23 protein-coding genes and 1 tRNA gene are annotated in these 19,099 nt (G+C 61.4%); 12 read left to right on the plus strand and 12 right to left on the minus strand.

All coding sequences use genetic code 11. The annotated features are described in order from the left end of the window. Window positions 1-39: 39 nt before the first annotated feature. A complete protein-coding gene (locus ACSQ2Z_RS00060; protein WP_436079328.1) occupies window positions 40-222 on the minus strand; it encodes a Flp family type IVb pilin in 183 nt (60 codons plus the stop codon). Between the two features lie 284 nt (window positions 223-506). Here ACSQ2Z_RS00060 and ACSQ2Z_RS00065 point away from each other — a divergent pair, with 284 nt between their 5' ends. The 7 genes from ACSQ2Z_RS00065 to ACSQ2Z_RS00095 all read left to right on the plus strand — a co-directional run bounded on the left by ACSQ2Z_RS00065 (window position 507) and on the right by ACSQ2Z_RS00095 (window position 6,117). Next, window positions 507-935 (plus strand): pilus assembly protein N-terminal domain-containing protein, encoded by a 429-nt coding sequence (locus ACSQ2Z_RS00065; RefSeq protein ID WP_436079329.1) that lies wholly within the window; start codon window positions 507-509, stop codon window positions 933-935. A 220-nt stretch (window positions 936-1,155) separates the two neighbouring features. Then, window positions 1,156-1,770 (plus strand): TadE/TadG family type IV pilus assembly protein, encoded by a 615-nt coding sequence (locus ACSQ2Z_RS00070; protein WP_436079330.1) that lies wholly within the window; start codon window positions 1,156-1,158, stop codon window positions 1,768-1,770. Window positions 1,771-1,780: 10 nt separating this feature from the next. Further along, on the plus strand, window positions 1,781-2,377 hold the full coding sequence (locus ACSQ2Z_RS00075; protein ID WP_436079331.1) for a TadE/TadG family type IV pilus assembly protein: 597 nt from the start codon (window positions 1,781-1,783) through the stop codon (window positions 2,375-2,377). 173 nt (window positions 2,378-2,550) lie between these two features. Next, entirely contained in the window at window positions 2,551-3,771 is a 1,221-nt protein-coding gene (locus ACSQ2Z_RS00080; RefSeq protein WP_436079332.1) for a phosphopentomutase, read from the plus strand. Then, complete coding sequence (locus ACSQ2Z_RS00085; RefSeq protein ID WP_436079333.1) at window positions 3,768-4,736, plus strand: adenosine deaminase; 969 nt, start codon at window positions 3,768-3,770, stop codon at window positions 4,734-4,736. Before ACSQ2Z_RS00080 ends, ACSQ2Z_RS00085 begins: the two co-directional genes overlap by 4 nt. A 108-nt stretch (window positions 4,737-4,844) precedes the next feature. After that, entirely contained in the window at window positions 4,845-5,474 is a 630-nt protein-coding gene (gene upp, locus ACSQ2Z_RS00090) for a uracil phosphoribosyltransferase (RefSeq protein WP_436079334.1), read from the plus strand. A 130-nt stretch (window positions 5,475-5,604) separates the two neighbouring features. Further along, a complete protein-coding gene (locus ACSQ2Z_RS00095; protein ID WP_436079335.1) occupies window positions 5,605-6,117 on the plus strand; it encodes a TIGR02281 family clan AA aspartic protease in 513 nt (170 codons plus the stop codon). On the opposite strand, the gene deoA is transcribed toward ACSQ2Z_RS00095, so the two are convergent. The 7 genes from deoA to ACSQ2Z_RS00130 all read right to left on the minus strand — a co-directional run bounded on the left by deoA (window position 6,107) and on the right by ACSQ2Z_RS00130 (window position 13,105). Next, window positions 6,107-7,426 (minus strand): thymidine phosphorylase, encoded by a 1,320-nt coding sequence (deoA, locus tag ACSQ2Z_RS00100; RefSeq protein WP_436079336.1) that lies wholly within the window; start codon window positions 7,424-7,426, stop codon window positions 6,107-6,109. The two genes, ACSQ2Z_RS00095 and deoA, sit on opposite strands and share 11 nt — an antisense overlap. Further along, the gene (gene deoC / locus ACSQ2Z_RS00105) at window positions 7,423-8,196 is read right to left on the minus strand and encodes a deoxyribose-phosphate aldolase (RefSeq protein ID WP_436082921.1); all 774 of its coding nucleotides are present in this window, start codon (window positions 8,194-8,196) and stop codon (window positions 7,423-7,425) included. The genes deoA and deoC overlap by 4 nt, the downstream gene beginning before the upstream one ends. 82 nt (window positions 8,197-8,278) lie before the next feature. Further along, the gene (locus ACSQ2Z_RS00110; RefSeq protein WP_436079337.1) at window positions 8,279-9,076 is read right to left on the minus strand and encodes a purine-nucleoside phosphorylase; all 798 of its coding nucleotides are present in this window, start codon (window positions 9,074-9,076) and stop codon (window positions 8,279-8,281) included. After that, window positions 9,073-9,465 (minus strand): cytidine deaminase, encoded by a 393-nt coding sequence (locus ACSQ2Z_RS00115; RefSeq protein WP_436079338.1) that lies wholly within the window; start codon window positions 9,463-9,465, stop codon window positions 9,073-9,075. Before ACSQ2Z_RS00115 ends, ACSQ2Z_RS00110 begins: the two co-directional genes overlap by 4 nt. A gap of 2 nt (window positions 9,466-9,467) precedes the next feature. Further along, window positions 9,468-10,439, minus strand: a complete 972-nt coding sequence (locus tag ACSQ2Z_RS00120) for an ABC transporter permease (protein ID WP_436079339.1) — start codon at window positions 10,437-10,439, stop codon at window positions 9,468-9,470. Window positions 10,440-10,442: 3 nt separating this feature from the next. Then, on the minus strand, window positions 10,443-11,573 hold the full coding sequence (locus tag ACSQ2Z_RS00125) for an ABC transporter permease (protein ID WP_436079340.1): 1,131 nt from the start codon (window positions 11,571-11,573) through the stop codon (window positions 10,443-10,445). Further along, entirely contained in the window at window positions 11,570-13,105 is a 1,536-nt protein-coding gene (locus tag ACSQ2Z_RS00130) for an ABC transporter ATP-binding protein (protein ID WP_436079341.1), read from the minus strand. The genes ACSQ2Z_RS00125 and ACSQ2Z_RS00130 overlap by 4 nt, the downstream gene beginning before the upstream one ends. A gap of 278 nt (window positions 13,106-13,383) precedes the next feature. Here ACSQ2Z_RS00130 and ACSQ2Z_RS00135 point away from each other — a divergent pair, with 278 nt between their 5' ends. Continuing rightward, on the plus strand, window positions 13,384-13,593 hold the full coding sequence (locus ACSQ2Z_RS00135) for a SlyX family protein (RefSeq protein WP_436079342.1): 210 nt from the start codon (window positions 13,384-13,386) through the stop codon (window positions 13,591-13,593). Between the two features lie 78 nt (window positions 13,594-13,671). Here the strand turns inward: ACSQ2Z_RS00135 and ACSQ2Z_RS00140 are convergent, their stop codons facing one another. From ACSQ2Z_RS00140 to ACSQ2Z_RS00150, 3 genes are all read right to left on the minus strand, one after another. Then, complete coding sequence (locus tag ACSQ2Z_RS00140; RefSeq protein WP_436079343.1) at window positions 13,672-14,664, minus strand: BMP family lipoprotein; 993 nt, start codon at window positions 14,662-14,664, stop codon at window positions 13,672-13,674. Between the two features lie 443 nt (window positions 14,665-15,107). Next, window positions 15,108-15,755, minus strand: coding sequence for a peptide-methionine (S)-S-oxide reductase MsrA (gene msrA, locus ACSQ2Z_RS00145; protein ID WP_436079344.1), 648 nt, complete (start codon window positions 15,753-15,755; stop codon window positions 15,108-15,110). Window positions 15,756-15,863: 108 nt separating this feature from the next. Further along, complete coding sequence (locus ACSQ2Z_RS00150; protein WP_436079345.1) at window positions 15,864-16,181, minus strand: hypothetical protein; 318 nt, start codon at window positions 16,179-16,181, stop codon at window positions 15,864-15,866. A gap of 303 nt (window positions 16,182-16,484) precedes the next feature. Between ACSQ2Z_RS00150 and ACSQ2Z_RS00155 the strand changes: the two genes are divergently transcribed. The 4 genes from ACSQ2Z_RS00155 (at window position 16,485) to ACSQ2Z_RS00170 (ending at window position 18,628) form a co-directional block, all read left to right on the plus strand. After that, window positions 16,485-16,574: transfer RNA gene (locus ACSQ2Z_RS00155), tRNA-Ser, on the plus strand. Window positions 16,575-16,754: 180 nt separating this feature from the next. After that, on the plus strand, window positions 16,755-18,020 hold the full coding sequence (locus ACSQ2Z_RS00160) for an alpha/beta hydrolase (protein WP_436082922.1): 1,266 nt from the start codon (window positions 16,755-16,757) through the stop codon (window positions 18,018-18,020). A 279-nt stretch (window positions 18,021-18,299) separates the two neighbouring features. Further along, window positions 18,300-18,482 (plus strand): hypothetical protein, encoded by a 183-nt coding sequence (locus ACSQ2Z_RS00165; protein WP_436082923.1) that lies wholly within the window; start codon window positions 18,300-18,302, stop codon window positions 18,480-18,482. Window positions 18,483-18,496: 14 nt separating this feature from the next. After that, window positions 18,497-18,628: a hypothetical protein gene (locus ACSQ2Z_RS00170; protein WP_436079346.1), complete on the plus strand. Its 132-nt coding sequence runs from the start codon at window positions 18,497-18,499 to the stop codon at window positions 18,626-18,628. 13 nt (window positions 18,629-18,641) lie between these two features. Here ACSQ2Z_RS00170 and ACSQ2Z_RS00175 read toward each other — a convergent pair whose 3' ends face one another. Beyond that, window positions 18,642-18,899 (minus strand): BON domain-containing protein, encoded by a 258-nt coding sequence (locus ACSQ2Z_RS00175; RefSeq protein ID WP_436079347.1) that lies wholly within the window; start codon window positions 18,897-18,899, stop codon window positions 18,642-18,644. Between the last annotated feature and the right edge of the window lie 200 nt (window positions 18,900-19,099).

A 19,099-nucleotide genomic window follows, 5' to 3' on the forward strand; every position in this document is an offset into this window, starting at 1 on the left:
CGGTGGAGCGGCTTTCCAAGAGCGCGTTCGGCAGATCTCTTAGTTTGCGGCGTTTGCGTCAGTCATCCGAGTGCCGAGATCTTCGAAATTATCATTAATCGCACCGCCCAGTGTATTTGCACCGGCGATCAGGGCGACGGAGATGAGGGCGGCGATCAGGCCGTATTCGATCGCGGTGGCGCCGGACTCGTCCCTCAGGAAACGTGCGAAAATCTTGGTCATGTTGTTTCTCCTACTTCACTTGTGTTGTTCAGCACTTCCGCCAACTGTTTCCGTTGATCGGATGAAGCGAACCTACACAGCGTGAATTTCAATCAGCTTAAGGAAAAGCGTTACCAAGGGCTTAACAGCCGATGGCCGGTTTCTTGGTAAAGGCAACGTCAATCCGGACTATCGTTTTTTACCGTTTGCCGATCCCTGCAAACCTCGGCCGAACCGCATGGGATTTAACGCTTCATTCACCAAAACCGAGCATGCTGGAGCATCCGCATCATCAGGACATAGCCATGAATTTGCCCACCACAGCCATCGGCGCCCGGTTGCTGACAACGAGTTTCGCAAGTCTGGCCCTGATCGCCTCCCTTCTGGCGAGCCGCCCTGCCAGTGCCGCCGAGGAGGTGCTGAACGTCTACATGAACCACGCGCGCGTGCTGAAGCTCGACCGGCCGGTCAGCAAGGTCATCATCGGCAATTCGGACGTGGCCGATGCGACGGTCGCAGACGCGAAGACGATCGTTCTGACCGGACGCTCTTTCGGCACGACCAACCTCGTCATCCTCGACAATGACGGCAACGCCATCGTCGACGAGCGTATCCTGGTGTCGATCGACGAGGGAAATACCGTGCGCGTCTTCCGGCAGACGGTTCGCTCCGTGCTTTCCTGCACGCCAAATTGCGAAGAGCACGCCACGCAGAAGACGACAATTGCAAACTGAGGCCTTCCCCCGCGCCGCTGCGCTCGTCACGCGGCAACAGTAAGCTGCCCCTGACCAAAGGGGACCGCCGGCAGCGCCAGATCCTTACCATCTGGTGACACTTTCCATTCAAATGTCCTCGTTGCTTGAATACGAAATATCAATAATCCTTTCCTAATGTACGCCATCGCACTGCGCTTGACGGAACGACACCATGTTGAACACCCTGGATGAACCCACGATGGCTGACCCAACCGTCAAGTCCACTCCGCAACGCCGCCGCGGTTTGCTGCGGCGCTTCTTCAAGGAAAAATCCGGGACGTCGTCGATCGAGTTCGCCATCCTGGCGCTACCCTTTATGGTCGTCATCTTCGCATCGCTCGAGACGTTCGTCGCGTTCACAGGAGAACAGCTCCTTGCCAACGCAACCGAGACGATGGCCCGCAAGGTGCGCACCGGCGAAATCACCTTCGGCATCAACGCGGCAACGGACATGTCGCAGGAACAGTTCCGGCAAGCCTTCTGCAAAGAGATTTCCATCATCATGACCTGCTCGGAGACCGAAGCCAAAAATCCCTCGAAGCTGTTCCTCGATGTTCGCAGCTTCGCCGATTTCTCGCAGATTCCGGCGGCGGTCCCCCGCGTCGCTGGAGCCGATTCCGATCTCGATACCAGCGGCTTCAAATTCGCCCCCGGCGGGCCGACGACGATCAATATCGTGCGCGCCTACTATCGCTGGGAAGTGATTACCGATCTCGTGCGCCCCTATGTCACCAATTTGCGACCTGCAGGCAGCAGCATGCCCAATGACTACCTGATGGTATCGACGGCTGCCTTCCGCAACGAGGCCTACTGAGGAGCACGCCATGAAAGCCGCGATCCGTTACCACATGGCCGTCCTCTCGTTGAAGGCAGAGGCTTTCGGAAAATTCTGGCGCGACCGCAAGGGCACAGGCGCAATCGAATTTGCGATCCTCGCGCCCCTCTTGATCATGGCCTATATCGGCTCGTTCGAAATTTCGCTCGGCTTCACCATCGCCCGCAAGGTTTCCCGCGCCTCCAGCACCGTCGCCGACATGCTGACCCAGCAGGCCAGCGTCGACGTAAAAACGCTCGACGGCATGAAGAATGTCGCCAAAGGTGTCATGTCGCCCTTTGAGATGACCGACTACACGCTGACGATGACCGGCATCAAGGTGACGGGCGCCGGCACCGGCACGGTGGCATGGTCACGGGACGAGGACGGCGGCACGCCCTACAAGGCCGGTTCGGCCGTAACGCTGCCGAGCGACATTTCGTCGGTGAATGCCTTCATCGTCCGCTCGGAACTTGTTGTTCCCCACGAATTGCTGCTGTTTGCACCGGGCCTTGCCGACAGCGAGCTGAAGACGATCAATCTTTCCAAGACCTACTATTTCCGCCAGCGCGTCGGCGACGAAATCACCTGCGCCGATTGCCCCTGAAACGACGGTGGCATGACAATCCTGGCCGTCATTTGCAATCTGACCGGTCGCGGAGTATTTCTCGCCCTTTCGCCGCCGATGCATTGACCGCATCGGATGACGGCAACAACTGTCCTGCCGCAAGCTGCCCCACGCGATGGGAACAAGCCCTGCGGCAGCTTCGCGGGTGATCCATGGCGCGTGCCTTTCTGTTCGTTCTTGATTCCTTCGGCATTGGCGGTGCGCCTGACGCTGCCGATTTCGGCGATGACGGGGCCGATACGCTCGGCCATATCGCCGAATTCTGCGCGGCTGGCGCCGGTGATCGACCTGGCTTGCGCGAAGGTCCGCTTTCGCTTCCCAACATGTCAGCGCTTGGCCTCCTGCATGCGGCAAAACTTGCCAATGGCCGCGTGCCCGCAGGCATGGGGCTGCCGCACAGGGTCATCGGGGTCTATGGCGCCGCAAGTGAAATCTCGCGCGGCAAGGACACGCCGTCCGGTCACTGGGAAATTGCCGGAACGCCGGTGACCTTCGATTGGGGCTATTTTCCCACAGAAGGCGATGCTTTTCCGCCTGAGCTTGTCGAGGCCATTTGCCGCGAAGGCGACGTGCCGGGCATTCTCGGCAATTGCCACGCCTCCGGCACCGATATCATCGCCCGCCATGGCGAGGAGCAGATGCTGACCGGCAAGCCGATCTGCTACACCTCGTCCGATTCCGTTTTCCAGGTCGCCGCGCACGAACAAACCTTCGGCCTCGAAAGGCTGCTTGCCTTCTGCGAGACGGTGCGCCAGCTGCTCGACGACTACAATATCGGCCGTGTCATTGCCCGGCCGTTCGTCGGCACCACGCGCAAGGATTTCGTCCGCACCGGCAATCGCCGCGACTATTCGGTCCTGCCGCCGGAGCCGACGCTGCTCGACCGGCTGAAGGGCGCGGGACGCACCGTTCACGCCGTCGGCAAGATCGCCGATATCTTCGCCCATCAGGGCATCGGCCGGCTGATCAAGGCCAATGGCAATACGGCGCTGTTCGACGCGACGCTGCAGGCCATGGACGAGGCCGAGGACGGCGATCTGGTCTTCACGAATTTCGTTGATTTCGACATGCTCTACGGCCACCGCCGCGACGTGCCGGGTTATGCCGCAGCGCTCGAGGCCTTCGATAAGCGGCTGCCCGATCTCGACCGCAAGCTGAAACCCGGCGACATCGTCATCCTGACAGCCGATCACGGCTGCGATCCGACCTGGCGCGGCACCGATCACACGCGCGAACGCGTGCCCGTTCTCGCCTTCGGCCCGGGTATCCGCACCCGCTCCATCGGCGTCCTGCCGGGCTTTGCCGGCATCGGCGAGACCGTTGCCAAACATCTGGGCGTCGAACCTGGCCTCCATGGGAGAAGTTTTCTGTGACTGCACATCTCAAGAAGGCGGAGCTGCACTGCCATATCGAGGGTGCGGCGCCGCCGGCGCTCGCACTCGTCCAGGCACAAAAATACAATGTCGATGTCAGCGGCATCATCGAGGACGGGGCCTATGTCTGGGCGGATTTCAGCCACTTCCTGAAATGCTATGACGCCGTTGCGGAGCTCTTCCGCACCGAGGAGGACTACGCGCTTCTGGCGGAGGCCTACCTGACGGAGCTCGCCGAGGCGGGCACCATTTACAGCGAGATCATCGTCTCGCCCGATCACGGCAACACGATCGGCATCGGCAGCGATGCCTATATCCGCGGGCTGGCGGCTGGCATCGAAGCGGCCAAGGCGAAGACCGGTATCGAAGGCCGGATGATCATCACCCTCATCCGCCACATGGGACCGGAAGCGGCGGAACGCACGGCGCTCTATGCGTCAAAACGCGAACATGGGCTGGTAACGGGCCTCAACCTGGCGGGCGAGGAGCGCATGCACAAGGTCATGGACTTCGCCCGCGCCTTCGACATCGCCCGCGACGCGGGCCTCGGCCTCACCATCCACGCCGGCGAAATGGCCGGTGCCTTCAGCGTCCGCGACGCGCTCGATCATGTCCACCCGTCGCGTATCAGCCATGGCGTGCGCGCCATCGAAGACGCCGACCTGGTCAAGCGGATCGCCGACGAAGGCGTGGTGCTCGAAACCTGCCCCGGATCCAATGTCTCGCTGCAGGTCTTTCCGGACTTCGCCTCGCATCCGCTACGTGCCCTTCATCAAGCCGGATGCCGGGTAACGCTCAATTCTGACGATCCGCCATTCTTCCACACTTCACTGAAACAGGAATACGAGATCGCCTCGCAGGTCATGGGTTTTTCCGACGAGGAGATCAACGGCATGACCCGCACAGCGATCGAGGCGGCATTCGTCGATCAGGCGACCAAACAGCGCCTGCTGGCAGCATTGTAAGTCTTTCCGGCTGGGGATGATGCGGCAAAGCGCCGGTCGCCCCTTGCGGGGGCTCGCCCTTCTGTGAAAAAAGGATTCCAGATCCGGTTTCCGCAGGAGGACTTGGCCATGGACGGCGTTACAGTCATCAATCATCCGCTCGTTCAGCACAAGCTGACCATCATGCGCAAGAAGGAGACCTCAACCGCCGGTTTCCGCCGCCTCTTGCGCGAAATCTCCACCCTGCTCTGCTACGAGGTCACCCGTGACCTCGAGCTGACGATGGAAACCATCGAAACGCCGATGCAGGTTATCCAGGCGCCGGTTCTCGAAGGCAAGAAGCTGGTCTTCGCCTCGATCCTGCGCGCCGGCAATGGCCTGCTCGAAGGCATGCTGGAACTCGTGCCCTCCGCCCGCGTCTCGCATGTCGGCGTCTATCGCGATCATGAAACGCTGGAAGCCGTGGAATACTACTTCAAGGCGCCGGAAAGCCTGTCGGAGCGCCTCGTCATCGTCGTCGACCCGATGCTCGCGACCGGCAATTCCTCGATTGCCGCCATCGACAAGCTGAAGCAACGCGGCGCCACCAAGCTGCGTTTCCTTTGCCTGCTTGCCGCCCCTGAAGGAATCCGAAATTTCCAGCAGGCCCATCCCGACGTGCCGATCTACACCGCCGCCATCGACAGCCACCTCAACGAGCACGGCTATATCGTGCCGGGCCTCGGCGACGCCGGTGACCGCATGTACGGGACGAAGTGATTTCAGGTTTCTTAACCAGATTTTCACAATCACCAGCCAGCCGCCGGAAATTCCGCGGCTTTTTGCATCCCGTTAGCGCACTTCGTGTTTAGCTGAAAGCTCTGTTTCGACGTACGGGGGTGGGGCGCGAATGCTGGTGCGTTTATCAATTTTTGCCGGAGGCATGGTCGCCGCTGCCATGCTGCTGCCGGGTCTTGCCACCTCCTATCTCGACCGCCCGCACGCTGAAGACGCCAAGCCGCAGCAGGTGAGCACCGCAAGATATGCCGGCGGCAAGGGCGTACTGCTTGAGCCGAGCGTCGGCGGACACTTCTTCGGAACCTTCACGATCAATGGCCGCAAGCAGGATGGCCTGGTCGATACCGGCGCCAGCGTGATCGCCATCAATATATCGACGGCGCGGCGACTTGGCGTTTCGACGGGATCGCTGTCCTTCAATGCGCCGGTCAGCACGGCGAATGGCACCGTCAAGGCAGCACGCGTCATCCTGGACCGGGTCGATATCGGTTCCGTCTCGGTCAGGGATGTCGAGGCGATGGTGCTTCCCGACAAATCCCTGTCAGGCATGCTCGTCGGCATGAGCTTCCTCAACAAGCTCTCGTCCTATCGTGTCGAAAACGGCGCGCTGCACCTTATTCGCTGACTTTCGAGACGATGACAGGTCGCTCTGCAGGCGCCTCCTCGCTGATCGCATAGATCTCCAGAAGCCGGGAACGCGATTTCTGCGCAGCGTCTTCACTCGCGGCATGGACGAAGGCGAAGGGCTCACCCTTGCCGACCTTCGCACCAAGCGGTTTCAGGCCGCTGAAACCGACGCGGTGATCGATCGGCTCATCCGGGCGCGTGCGCCCGCCACCGAGCGCGATGACCTCCATGCCAACATCACGGGCGTTGCAGCTGTGAAGAAAGCCGTCAAACGGCGCCTCGACGGGCAGGATGACCGGTGCCTTCGGCAGATAGGCTTGTGATTGCTCGACAAAGTCGGCGGGGCCGCCGAGCAGGTGCACCATCCGGGCAAACCGCTCCAGGGCCGCGCCGCTTTCAAGGGCGCGGCGGGCAAGATCGGTGCCCTCGGCGGGGCTGACGGCAAGACCCGAAGTCAACAGCATTTCCGCTGCAAAGGACATCACCACCGCTTCAAGACGTGTACCGGCCTTCTCGCCGCGCAGGAAGGCGAGGCAATTCTCGATTTCGACGGCGTTACCGGCGGCATCCGCGAGCGGTTCGTTCATGTCTGTGATCAGTGCCGTGGTCTTCACACCGGCACCAGTGGCAACGCCGACCAGCGCGCGCGCCAGGGTCTCGGCCTCCTCCACCCCGACCATGAAGGCGCCGTTACCAATCTTGACGTCGAGCACGAGCGACTGCAAGCCTGCCGCCAGTTTCTTCGACAGGATCGAGGCGGTGATCAACGGCACGGAATCGACCGTCGCCGTCACGTCGCGGATCGCGTAAAGCCGCCGGTCGGCGGGGGCGAGGTCGGCGGTCTGGCCGATGATGGCGCAACCTGCCTCCCTCACAGTCTGCCGGAGCAGCGCCTCGGACGGCATGATGTCATAACCGGGGATCGACTCCAGCTTGTCGAGCGTGCCGCCGGTGTGGCCAAGACCGCGGCCGGAGATCATCGGCACTGCCAAACCGCAGGCGGCCGCGGTCGGCGCCAGCATCAGCGAGACATTGTCGCCGACGCCGCCGGTCGAGTGCTTGTCGGCAACGGGCTTACCGATATCGGCCCAGGACAGAACGTCGCCGCTGTCGCGCATGGCGAGCGTCAGGGCCACCGTCTCCTCGAGGCTCATGCCGGAGAACCAGACGGCCATGGCGAAGGCCGCCACCTGCCCTTCGGAAATCGAGCCATCGGCAAGGCCACGGATGAAGGCGGCGATCTCCGCCTTGTCCAGCGCCTCGCCGTCGCGCTTGCGCCGGATGACCTCCTGCGGGATCATGGTCAATAGGCCGTGGCGCCGGCAACAGGCTCCCGGTCCTCGAGCACGGAGAGGATGTCCGCGAGCAGACCCGAAGCGCCAAAGCGGAACGTCGAGGGCATCGGCCAGTCCGGGCTGTGGATCGTCGCGGCAAGATTGAGATACATGCGGGCATCACCCACCGTGCGCACCCCGCCGGCCGGCTTGAAGCCGACCTTCCGGCCGCTTTCGCGGATGCAGGTCAGCATGATGTCGGCCGCCTCCAGCGTCGCATTGACGGCAACCTTGCCGGTCGAGGTCTTGATGAAATCGGCACCCTCCTGGATGGCGATGTGCGAGGCGCTGCGGATCAGGCCGCGGTCCCGCAACTCGCCAGTCTCAAGGATCGTCTTCAGCAACACCGGCGCCAGGCAGGCTTGGCGAACGGCCGAAATCATCGTGCGCACAGCCTGTTCGTCGCCGGCCTTGAAGGCGCGATAAGGAATGACCAGGTCGATCTCGTCGGCACCGTCCGCGATCGCCTGCCGCGTCTCAGCAACGACCGTCTCGACCGGAAGATCGCCGGAGGGAAAATTGACGACGGTCGCAATTTTTACCGCACTGCTGGGGCCGAGAATAGCGCGGGCCTGGGCGACGAAACGCGGCCAGATGCAGATGGCGGCGGTATGGCCATGCGACGTACGCGCCGACGCGCAGAGCTTTTCGATCGCTTCCGGCGTGCAATCGTCCGTCAGGTCCGTGAGATCCAGCAACGACAGCGCAAGCGCGGCTATCTGGCGATTGGTGGCTTCGAGCATCATGGGGTCCGTCCATTTCTACGTCGCGATGGTTCGTGGCCCAGCCGGCAGCTGATCACGAAGGCTTGTTCTATACCGCCGGTCAAGCTTTGGCCGAAATCATTTCTGTCAGGATGGCGGCAAGACGGCGGCCGCCGATCGGGGCCATGTCCTTGGTTTCATGATGGCTGAGTTCGCCGCCCGTCATGCCCGCCCCGAGATTGGTGATGACCGAGGCAGCCGCGACCCTCAACCCGAAGAACCGTGCCAGAATGACCTCCGGCACGGTCGACATGCCGACCGCATCGGCACCGAGAATGCGCGCCATGCGAATTTCGGCCGGCGTTTCGAAGTTCGGGCCGGAGAACCACATATAGACGCCCGAGCCGAGCGGAATATCGAGCTTGATCGCCGCAGCGCGCATGCGCTCGGCGAGCTCCGGATCATAGGCAGAAGTGAGACCGACAAAACGATCGTCGCTGTCGACGCCGATCAACGGGCTGACACCGGAAAAATTGATGTGGTCGGTGATCTGCATCACCGAGCCCGGCGGCAGATCTTCCCGCAAAGAGCCCGCGGAGTTGGTGAGAATGAGCGCCTCGACGCCGAGCGCCTTCAGCGCTTCGATCGGCCCGCGCATCGCATTGGCATCGCCGCGCTCATAAAAATGCACGCGTCCCGAAAGCACGATGACGGCAACGCCGCCGATCGTGCCGCCGACCAGTTCGCCCGCGTGACCGGAGACGGCGCTGACCGGAAAACCCGGAATATCGGTATAGGAAATCCGCACCGGATCGACCACCGCCTCGACCAGCGAGCCGAGACCAGAACCCAGCACGATGCCGTAGCGTGGCGAAAGCCCGGAAAGTCGCGTCCTGAGCATGTCGGCCGCGGCGGTCATCCGAGAATCTCGGTCTCGAAGGAATGCGGCAAGAGGTCGGACATGGACAGTGTCTTCTTCACGCCGGTCTCGTCGCAGAGAAAGATACGAGTCGAAGCGCCGGAAAATTCGGCCAGCCGCTGGCGGCAGCCGCCGCAGGGCGGGCAGAGTGCCAGCTTCTCGGCAATGACGGCAACCTCGAGGATCTTGCGCTGGCCGGCCATGACCATGTGGCTGATCGCGGTCGTCTCGGCGCACCAGCCCTCCGGGAAGGACAGGTTCTCGATATTGGCGCCGGTGTAGATCTTGCCGTCCTCGGCGCGAATGGCGGCACCGACCGGAAATTTCGAATAGGGCGCATGGGCCTTCGCCATCGCCTCGCGTGCGGCTTCGAAAAGCTCGTTTTCCATGATCAGCGTTCCTTCACATAGGGTATGCCGCCGGCCTTCGGCGGGATCGCCTTGCCGATGAAGCCGGCGAGCAGGATCACCGTCAGGATATAAGGCAGCGCCTGCATCAATTGTACCGGAACCTGGCCGATGAATGGCAGCGGATTACCCTGGAGGCGGATCGCCAGCGCGTCGAGGAAGCCGAACAGCAGGCAGGCCATCATGATGTTGAACGGCCGCCATTTGGCGAAGATCAGGGCCGCCAGCGCGATGTAGCCCTTGCCGGCCGTCATGCCCTTTACGAAACCGGCGCTCATGGCGAGCGACAGATAGGCCCCCGCAAAGCCGCACAGGATGCCGCAGCAGATGACCGCCCGGTAGCGCAGCCAGATGACCGAGATGCCGGCCGTATCAACCGCGCCCGGATTTTCACCGACCGCGCGCAGGCGTAGGCCGAAGCGGGTGCGGTAAAGCACCCACCAACTGAACGGCACCAGAAGGAAGGCGATATAGGTCAGGATGAAATGGCCGGAGAGCAGGTTGGAATAGATTGGCCCGAAGATCGGCACGTCCTTGACCGCATCGGCAAAGGGAAAGGTAACCGTCTGGAAGCGTGCGTCGCCTCCGAGCGCTGGCGTGCGTCCGCCCTGGCGGAACCAGGCTTCACCCAGAATGACGGTCGAACCCGCAACGACGAAGTTGATGGCGACGCCGGAGACGATCTGGCTGCCGCGCTGGGTGATCGAGGCATAGCCATGCAGCAGAGACAGCAGCACGGAGATGAGGATAGCGGCCAGCAGCCCCATCAGCACGGAGCCGGTGACGGCGGCCACCGCGCCGGCGGCAAAGGCGGCGCCGAGCATCTTGCCCTCAAGCCCGATGTCGAACACCCCCGCCCGCTCCGTGAACAGGCCGGCGAGGGCGGCGAAGATCAGCGGGACCGAAACGCGGATGGTTGATTCAAGGATCGCGACGATCGTGTGAAAAAATTCCATAGCTCAGGCCCCCCTTTGCGCGGCGACGGGGAAACGTCTGGCGAAAGTCGCAAATCCGCGGCCGATCGCCGGGCGGAACATGTTTTCAAGCGCGCCGGCGAACAGGATGACGAGGCCCTGGATGATAACGATCATGTCGCGCGAGATGGACGGCATCTCGAAAGCGATCTCGGCGCCGCCCTGATAGAGCATGCCGAACAGGATCGCCGCCGGGATGATGCCGGCCGGATGCGAGCGTCCCATCAGCGCCACCGCGATCCCGACGAAACCGGCGCCCTGGACGAAATCCAGCTGCATGCGGAACTGCTCGCCCATGATCGGGTTCAGCGCCATGAGACCGGCAAGACCACCGGAAATCATCATGACGATGACGGTGATGCGGGACTCTTTCATGCCGGCATACCGGGCAGCCGAAGGGCTGAAGCCCATGGTGCGCATCTCGTAGCCGAACTTCGTCCGCCAGATCAGCACCCAGACGCCAAACGCCGCAAGCAGGGCCAAAAGGAACGAGACGTTGAAGGGTGCATTGCCGACATTGAGGCCGAAGATGGACAGGAGCCAGTCAAGTTTCGGCAATTGCCCGCCCGCCTCGAAGGTGCGGGTTTGGGTCGCCATTGATCCGAGCGGCTTCATTACCCGGGTCAGAAGATAGACCATGATGCTCGATGCGATGAAGTTGAACATGATCGTGGTGATGACGATGTGGCTGCCGCGCCTGACCTGCAGCCAGCCGGGCAGAAAGGCCCAGAGAGCGCCGAAAGCGGCCGAACCGATGATCGCGACCGGGAAGACGACAAACCAGGGCATGGTCTTGTCGAGCCACAGACAGGCGAGCGCCACGCCGATGCCGCCGATATAGGCCTGGCCTTCACTGCCGATGTTGAACAGTCCGGCGTGGAAGGCGACGGCGACGGACAGGCCGGTGAAGATGAAGGTGGTGGCGTAGTACAACGTAAAGCCGATATATTCACCGCGGCCGAAAGCGCCATTGATCATGTGAAAGGCCGCCTTCAGCGGATTCTCGCCGACCAGAAGCACGACGAGGCCCGCCACCAGGAAGGCGACGACGAGGTTGACCAGCGGGATCAGGCCGTATTCGGCCCAGGCCGGCAGTTTTGCGTATGGATTACTCATTCGGCGGCCTCCTTGCGGCCTTCGACACCGGCCATCAAGAGGCCTAGTTCCCCTTCCGTCGCATCCGGGCCCCGCTCGCCGACGACGCGGCCGGCGAACATGACGATGATGCGATCGGACAGGGCGCGAATTTCATCGAGTTCTACGGAAACGAGCAGGACGGCCTTGCCCTGGTCCCGCATCTCGATGATCCGCTTGTGGATGAATTCGATGGCGCCGACATCGACGCCGCGCGTCGGCTGGCCGATGATCAGCACGTCAGGACCGCGCTCCATCTCGCGCGCCAGCACGATCTTCTGCTGGTTTCCGCCGGAGAAATTGGCGGTCTTCAGCCGCGGATTGGGCGGCCTGATGTCGTATTTCTTGATCTTCTCCTCGGCATCGGCCTCAATCGCCTTGGTGTCGAGGAAGACGCCGTTCAGGTAGCGCTTGTCGTGCTGGTAGCCGAGAATACTGTTTTCGGCCTCCTCGAACTTCAGGACCAGGCCGACATGATGCCGGTCTTCCGGCACATGGGCGAGGCCCCTGTTGCGCAAGTCGCCCGGATCGGCGTGGCCGGTGACATCGACCGGCTCGCCGTTGAGCAGAACCTTGCCGCTCACCGCCTTGCGGATGCCCGAAATCGCCTCGAGCAATTCCGACTGGCCGTTGCCGGCGACACCTGCAATGCCGACGATTTCGCCGGCGCGCAGAGTGAAGGAGACATTGTCGACCATGGTGACGCCGCGGCTGTCACGCACCGTCAGGTTTTCAACCGCAAGCTTGACCGCGCCCGGCTTGGCCTCGCCCTTGTCCACGCGCAGCAGCACCCGACGGCCGACCATCAGCTCGGCCAGTTCCTCGACCGAGGTTTCCTTGGTGTGGCGGGTCGCCACCATTTCGCCGCGGCGCATCACGGAAACCTCATCGGTGATCGCCATGATCTCGCGCAGCTTGTGCGTGATGAAGATGATCGTCTTTCCCTGATCCTTCAACTGGCCGAGGATGCGGAAGAGGTGATCCGCCTCCGGCGGCGTCAAGACGCCCGTCGGCTCGTCGAGAATGAGGATATCAGCCTTGCGATAGAGCGCTTTGAGAATTTCGACGCGCTGCTGCAGGCCGACCGGGAGTTCCTCGATCAGCGCGTCCGGATCGACCTCCAGCGCGTATTCCCGCTCGAGCCGCTTCAATTCGACGCGCGCCTTGGAAATGCTGGTGTTGAGGATCTGGCTGTCTTCGGCGCCGAGCATGACATTTTCGAGCACGGTGAAATTCTCGACCAGCATGAAATGCTGGTGGACCATGCCGATGCCGCTGGCGATCGCCGCGTTCGGGTCCTTGATCGTGACCTTGTTGCCATCGACGACGATATCGCCACTGTCGGCCTGATAAAAGCCGTAGAGGATCGACATCAGGGTCGACTTGCCGGCGCCGTTTTCACCGATGATGCCGTGAATGGTGCCCTTGCGGACGGTCAGGTTGATGTTCTTGTTGGCGTGGACAAGGCCGAAGCTCTTGTCGATGCCGCGCAATTCGATGGCAATATCGTTCATATTGACCCACGTTCCCCAAGTCGGCCGGTTTTCTCCACTTTGACAGCGGTAGCCCGGGCATCGATTTTTTTACCAATTGGTATAAGTTTATCATCGAATTCCGGACGCGGAAGCCCAAATATCGCCGGTTTTCCCACTCTTCCCAGTTCAATGGGGAGAGTCCAGCGCGATTTACGCGCTTCCGAGCGAAACACAATATAGCAGCGGACGAGCCTGTATCCTTGATGTGGATATGATAGAGGATGCATTACAGTTGCGCGATGTCCCGAGGAATCCCGATGAGCGAAGACAGCGAACGTATCACCCGTCTCGAGGAGACGGTCGCCTACCAGGCGAAGACGATCGAAGACCTGTCGGATCAGCTGGCAGAACAGTGGAAGATCGTGGAGCAGACCCGCGCCAAGCTCGACCGCCTGACCGAGCGCTTCCTCAGTCTTGAGGAACAAAGCCTCGACGCGCCCGTGAATACGCGCCCACCGCATTACTGAACCGGCTCAGAGTCAAGCTTGGAAAAAAGCCGCTGATCCAAATCGGATCAGCGGCTTTTTCATTCAATGCCCAAGAGATCAGTAGGCGCAGGACTCGGTCGCCATGTAGTCCTGAACCTGGATGGTGCCGGCAATAATATCGGCTTTTGTCTTTTCGACGGCCGCCTGCATTTCCGGGGTGATCAAAGCTTTGTTGTTGTCATCGACCGCGTAGCCGACGCCATCTTCCTTGAGGCCGAGGTTGGAAATACCGAAGGCGAACTTGTCATCCTTGGCGGACGAGAAGGCGTCATAGACAGCCACATCGACACGCTTGAGCATCGAGGTCAGAACCTTGCCTGGCTGAAGGCCGTTCTGGTTCGAATCGACGCCGATTCCGAGCTTGCCGGCATCGGCCGCTGCTTGGAGCACGCCGACGCCGGTGCCGCCGGCCGCATGATAGACGACGTCCGAACCCTGGTCGAATTGCGACTTTGCAATTTCGCCGCCCTTGACCGGGTCGTTCCAGGCGTCCGGCGTCGTGCCCGTGTAGGCTTCCAGAACCTTGACGTCAGGGCCGGTGGACTTGGCACCGCCGATATAACCACAGGCGAACTTGTGGATCAGCGGAATATCCATGCCACCGATGAAGCTGACGGTCTTTGTCTTCGAGGCCATGCCGGCCAGCACGCCGACGAGGTAGGAGCCTTCCTGTTCCTTGAACACGACCGACTTCACGTTCGGCTTGTCGACCACCATGTCGATGATGGCGAACTTGATGTCCGGATATTCCGGAGCGACCTTTTCAAGGGCTGCGGCCCAGGAGAAGCCGGCCATCACGATCGGGTTATTGCCGTCGCCGGCGAAGCGGCGAAGCGCCTGCTCGCGCTGCGCATCGTTGGCGATTTCGAATTCGCGGTATTCGATGCCGGTTTCGCTCTTGAACTTCTCCGCGCCATTGAAGGCTGCTTCGTTGAAGGATTTGTCGAACTTGCCGCCGAGATCGTAGATGATCGCCGGCTTGATGTCGGCGGCGAGCGCCGTAGCGGACATCATCGAGAAGGCGACGAGACCGTGGAGGGTTTTTTTCATTGTGCAGCCCTGTTGTTGCTATTGATCTTGTTGGGTCCTCCCGCAAGCTCCTCTTTCGGGAGCATGTCTGCGGAACCACCACTCCCTTTTTAAGGGTATGTCTGGCTGGCGCACATCCTTGCACGCCTCAAATCAAAATTCACCCGAAATTTTTCAATTGGTAAAAAAAGGTAGACCGTCCAAAAACCGGGCAAAATCATCGGGTTTGCCGGCACGTGCAGCCCAATATTGAAGCAGCAGGAAAGACCAAAGGCCGCGGCGCTCTCGCCACGGCCTTTGCATCATGGGCTGCTTACCAGGACTTGCTGAGCTTCAGTGTAATGGTACGCTGGTCGCCATAGCAACCAATCAAGAGCCAGCCTCTACCGCTTTGAAAAAATGCCGCGCCTGTTTGGACGCGGGATTTCGCAGACGTAAGGGCCGGCCTCCCCGCAGCGCAACAGTCAGATGGCGCAGCTGACGCCGGTGCCGCGCAGGCCGCAATAGCCGTTCGGGTTTTTCGCCAGATATTGCTGATGATCGGCATCGGCGAAATAGAAGGCGCCGGCCTTGGCGATTTCCGTGGTGATCCTGCCCTTGTGCCCGGCCTTTTCCAGCGCCGCCTGGAAGGTGTCGCGAGCGGCGATCGCTTCGGCCAATTGCGCGTCGTCCTCGACATAGATGGCCGACCGATAGGTGGTGCCGACATCGTTGCCCTGGCGCATGCCCTGCGTCGGGTCGTGCTCCTCGAAGAAAACCTTGAGCAGCGTGGCAAACGACACCTTGGCGGGATCATAGACCACTAGGACGACTTCCGTATGGCCAGTCAGCCCCGTCGTGGTTTCCTGATAGGTCGGGTTCTTCGTGAACCCGCCGGAATAGCCGGCTGCCGTGACATAAACGCCCGGGATTTGCCAAAGCATCCGCTCGGCGCCCCAGAAGCAGCCCATGCCCAGCAGGACCTGCTTGTAGCCGGCCGGATAGGGGCCTTTCAGCGCACGCCCGTTAACGAAGTGGCGGGCGGCGGTCGGAATTTCCGTTTCCCGGCCCGGCAGCGCGTTTTGCTGGTCCGGCATCGTGGACTTCTTGTTGAACATTTCGGTCAGGAACATGCCTGTCTCCTTTCGGCTGTTTTTAGTCGGCGGAAACCTCATCGCCGATTGTCCGCGCCGGTCTCGGGCCGGCACCGCAGTCTTCAATCTGTTGGAGCCCTCCGGCACTCAGGCGGAAAAGCGGCCGGCGACCGGGGGCCGTTTGTAGCCCATCATCCAGAGCAACAGCGCAATCAGCAGGAAAAAGGCAAAAGCCGGCTGCTGCAGCGACCAGCGGATCACCGGATCCCAGAACGCGCCATAGGCATGCGGCCTTTCCAAGACCTCGACCAGCGCCTGGGTCGACGCGCCGCCGGCCGCCAGCGCCGTTGAAAGCGGCGTCAAAACGGGCTGCGACGCCGAGACCGACTGAATGGCATCCACCGAGGCCACCAGAACACCGGCAACGAGCGCCAGAAAACTTGCAAACCGCAGCAAAAACCGCATTCCGCCCCTCCGCCAACTGGCCGGAAACCCATGCCGATCCGACCGGATTTCTCCTGCTCAGCAAGAAATAGGCACAGGTCCGATGAAGTGCAATGCCGCACTTTTGCCGCCGCCCATCACAACAAGTCAAAAAACTGTCAGAAACCAGTTGATCCCACTGGGTTCATCGGTATATATCGCGCCGGTCCGCTAGGTTTTGCACTTGCCGGACACCCCGATTTGGCCTTGCCGAACGGGCTTCAGGAGAAAGCAAGCGCTTGTCTCTGATCCACCGGACCCAACCGCCGGTGCGATTGACAAAACGGACAGGTGGCCGAGTGGTTGAAGGCGCACGCCTGGAAAGTGTGTATACGTGAGAGCGTATCGCGGGTTCGAATCCCGCTCTGTCCGCCATCCTTTTCCGCCCATAGGCACCAGTTTTCTAATACAAACCGGACTCCGTGCGGCTGGAGCACGCAGCCCCTCAAGTTTCCCGTCACGCACTTGACGGGACCTGTCGTTATGTGCGGAGTCGGCCGCAAGCTGGGGCGGTTTGCGGCGTGTTGCTCGGATGGAAGCGTAGTCATGAGAAAAATGTCGAATGGCGTCTCGGCGACCGCAGCAACGGCGAAGCGCATTCGGCGGGTTGCCGTCGCACTGTCGCTCTCGACCGCGCTCAGCGCCTGCGGCGGTCATGTGAAAGGCGTCATGGAGCCGCTCAATCTGGCCGAGGAGCCAAAGGGCAACGCCGTCGTCGACATGCTGGTGGCGACCAGCCGGCGGCCGTCCGACAATCCGGCCACACTGTTTTCGGGCGAACGCAGCACAAATCCCTCCGTCACCGACGTTGCCGTCTCCATTCCCTCGAGCAGGGAGCGCATTGCCGGCACCGTGCAATGGCCGAAGAAACTGCCGCCCGATCCGGAAACGGACTTCGCCGTAGTGCGCGTCCAGCCGGTCGAGACCGTCCAGCAAGCCCATGACTGGGTGCGGCGGCATTCGAAGGCCGGCCATGCCATGGTGTTCATCCATGGCTTCAACAACACCTATGAGGATTCGGTCCTCCGCTTTGCCCAGATCGTCCACGATTCCGGCGCCGACGTGACGCCGATCCTCTTCACCTGGCCATCGCGCGCAAAAGTACTCGATTATAACTACGACAAGGAAAGCACCAACTATTCGCGGACCTCGCTGGAAAGGGTGCTGAAGGCGCTGGTCGATGACAGGAACGTCAAGGACATCACCATCCTCGCCCATTCGATGGGCACCTGGCTGGCGATGGAATCGATCCGCCAGATGGCGATCCGTGACGGATCGCTGCCGAAAAAGATCGAAAACGTCATTCTCGCCTCACCGGATATCGATGTCGACGTCTTTGCCCGGCAATGGAGCGAGCTGGGCGACAAGCGGCCGAACTTCACCATCTTCGTCTCGCAGGACGACCGGGCGCTGGCCCTCTCCCGCTATATATCCGGCGACGTCCAGCGGCTGGGCCAGATCAATCCGGCGGAAGAGCCCTACAAGACCAAGCTCGAAGCTGCCGGCATCACCGTCGTCGATCTGACCAAGGTGAAATCCACCGACCGGCTGAACCACGGCAAGTTTGCCGAAAGCCCTGAGATCGTGCAGCTGATAGGCCAGCGGCTGGTAACCGGTCAAACGCTGACGGATTCAGACGTCGGTCTTGGCGACGGCATCACGGCAGTGGTCGCCGGAACCGCAAGCAACATCGGCAAGATCACCGCCTCCACGGTCGCGACGCCCGTCGATCTTCTTTCGGGGAACTTCAAGCCGGCGCCGAAAAAGAAGCCCGGCAATCTCGACACGACGCTGCGAGGCGAAAACGCCCCATTGAACTAGGAGGGGACCGAAACGCTTCTCTTCGGAACCATCCGGCCACCGGCATCGTTCTCCTGCAAAAGAAGGAGATTTGTCATGCCGAGCACAATTCCTGTTTCGCCAGCGGACGATACGGGGCGCGGCCCGCAACCGGCGCCCGGCGTACCCGATCCCTCGAAGGACAAGCCCGCGACACCGCCTGTCACAGACGAGGATGATGCGAAGAAACCCGACGACGCAGTGCTCGATCCGGCCCTGCTGCTATCGGCGATCCGGCCGGCATGGCCTGAAGAGGCGGCGATGTCGACCACTGACAGTAACGTGACGCCCGAGCAGAAAAAGCCGCGGGACGTGCACAGGCCGCCCGGCAAGCCCTCGCATGCCGACGAGAAATCCAAGGCACCGCCCATGGTGCAGCCCGCCGGCGCCAGGGATGAGAGCGAAAAACCGGTCGTGAACCCGGTTACCGGCGGCGTGCTTTGAAAAGGATCCTTGCGATGCCGGTATCCGAAACACAACGAAAGTCTGTCCGCCGCGAATACCGGCAGCTGATGTTTCGCCAGTTTCTGATGTGGCTGCTTGGCGTCTCGCTACCGGCCCTCCTGGTGGTTGCGTTATGGGTCTATTGAACCGGCGTTCGATTTAGTGCTGGCGCACTTCCAACCGGTTCTCCACCAGATGCACGCCGATCACCGCGGCAGCTGCCTGCTCGGCGCAACCGACCTCCGCCTCGCTGGAGACATAACCGCTGAGCAACACGGTCCGGCCGATGGCCATGACCGAAAGCCCAGACGTATCGATCAGCGCGATATACTGGATGTAGCGCAACACCTTCTCGGCAAGATCGTCGCCCGTTAAATCCGGGTGATCGTCCTCATGGACGTAAATCTGCTTGTGCATGGCCGCCTGCCCTTTCAAGCAGGGCTATTGCATGTGGATCGAAGGCGTTTGCGACAAGCACCCTCTTCTCCCCGCGGGGAGAAGTGCGGGGCGCATGTGAGGCGATGAGGGGCCTTCTCGGCGTTTTTCTGCGCCAACCGCCCCCTCATCCGGCCATTCGGTCCACCTTCTCCTGCTGGGGAGAAGAGAAGAGGAAGAAA

The sequence above is a fragment of the Pararhizobium sp. LjRoot235 genome, from assembly GCF_964254145.1.
In the GTDB taxonomy this organism is placed as follows: domain Bacteria; phylum Pseudomonadota; class Alphaproteobacteria; order Rhizobiales; family Rhizobiaceae; genus Pararhizobium.

Bases quoted from the DNA above. Each gene is read 5' to 3' on its own strand.
- ACSQ2Z_RS00065 (WP_436079329.1), top strand. From the start codon at position 507: ATGAATTTGCCCACCACAGCCATCGGCGCCCGGTTGCTGACAACGAGT.
- ACSQ2Z_RS00150 (WP_436079345.1), bottom strand. From the start codon at position 16,181: ATGCGGTTTTTGCTGCGGTTTGCAAGTTTTCTGGCGCTCGTTGCCGGT.
- ACSQ2Z_RS00160 (WP_436082922.1), top strand. From the start codon at position 16,755: ATGTCGAATGGCGTCTCGGCGACCGCAGCAACGGCGAAGCGCATTCGG.
- msrA (WP_436079344.1), bottom strand. From the start codon at position 15,755: ATGTTCCTGACCGAAATGTTCAACAAGAAGTCCACGATGCCGGACCAG.
- ACSQ2Z_RS00110 (WP_436079337.1), bottom strand. From the start codon at position 9,076: ATGACCGCCGCGGCCGACATGCTCAGGACGCGACTTTCCGGGCTTTCG.
- ACSQ2Z_RS00135 (WP_436079342.1), top strand. From the start codon at position 13,384: ATGAGCGAAGACAGCGAACGTATCACCCGTCTCGAGGAGACGGTCGCC.
- ACSQ2Z_RS00130 (WP_436079341.1), bottom strand. From the start codon at position 13,105: ATGAACGATATTGCCATCGAATTGCGCGGCATCGACAAGAGCTTCGGC.
- ACSQ2Z_RS00165 (WP_436082923.1), top strand. From the start codon at position 18,300: ATGTCGACCACTGACAGTAACGTGACGCCCGAGCAGAAAAAGCCGCGG.
- ACSQ2Z_RS00075 (WP_436079331.1), top strand. From the start codon at position 1,781: ATGAAAGCCGCGATCCGTTACCACATGGCCGTCCTCTCGTTGAAGGCA.
- ACSQ2Z_RS00175 (WP_436079347.1), bottom strand. From the start codon at position 18,899: ATGCACAAGCAGATTTACGTCCATGAGGACGATCACCCGGATTTAACG.
- ACSQ2Z_RS00060 (WP_436079328.1), bottom strand. From the start codon at position 222: ATGACCAAGATTTTCGCACGTTTCCTGAGGGACGAGTCCGGCGCCACC.
- ACSQ2Z_RS00125 (WP_436079340.1), bottom strand. From the start codon at position 11,573: ATGAGTAATCCATACGCAAAACTGCCGGCCTGGGCCGAATACGGCCTG.
- deoC (WP_436082921.1), bottom strand. From the start codon at position 8,196: ATGCTCGAAGCCACCAATCGCCAGATAGCCGCGCTTGCGCTGTCGTTG.
- ACSQ2Z_RS00095 (WP_436079335.1), top strand. From the start codon at position 5,605: ATGCTGGTGCGTTTATCAATTTTTGCCGGAGGCATGGTCGCCGCTGCC.
- ACSQ2Z_RS00170 (WP_436079346.1), top strand. From the start codon at position 18,497: ATGCCGGTATCCGAAACACAACGAAAGTCTGTCCGCCGCGAATACCGG.
- ACSQ2Z_RS00070 (WP_436079330.1), top strand. From the start codon at position 1,156: ATGGCTGACCCAACCGTCAAGTCCACTCCGCAACGCCGCCGCGGTTTG.
- ACSQ2Z_RS00120 (WP_436079339.1), bottom strand. From the start codon at position 10,439: ATGGAATTTTTTCACACGATCGTCGCGATCCTTGAATCAACCATCCGC.
- ACSQ2Z_RS00080 (WP_436079332.1), top strand. From the start codon at position 2,551: ATGGCGCGTGCCTTTCTGTTCGTTCTTGATTCCTTCGGCATTGGCGGT.
- ACSQ2Z_RS00115 (WP_436079338.1), bottom strand. From the start codon at position 9,465: ATGGAAAACGAGCTTTTCGAAGCCGCACGCGAGGCGATGGCGAAGGCC.
- ACSQ2Z_RS00140 (WP_436079343.1), bottom strand. From the start codon at position 14,664: ATGAAAAAAACCCTCCACGGTCTCGTCGCCTTCTCGATGATGTCCGCT.
- upp (WP_436079334.1), top strand. From the start codon at position 4,845: ATGGACGGCGTTACAGTCATCAATCATCCGCTCGTTCAGCACAAGCTG.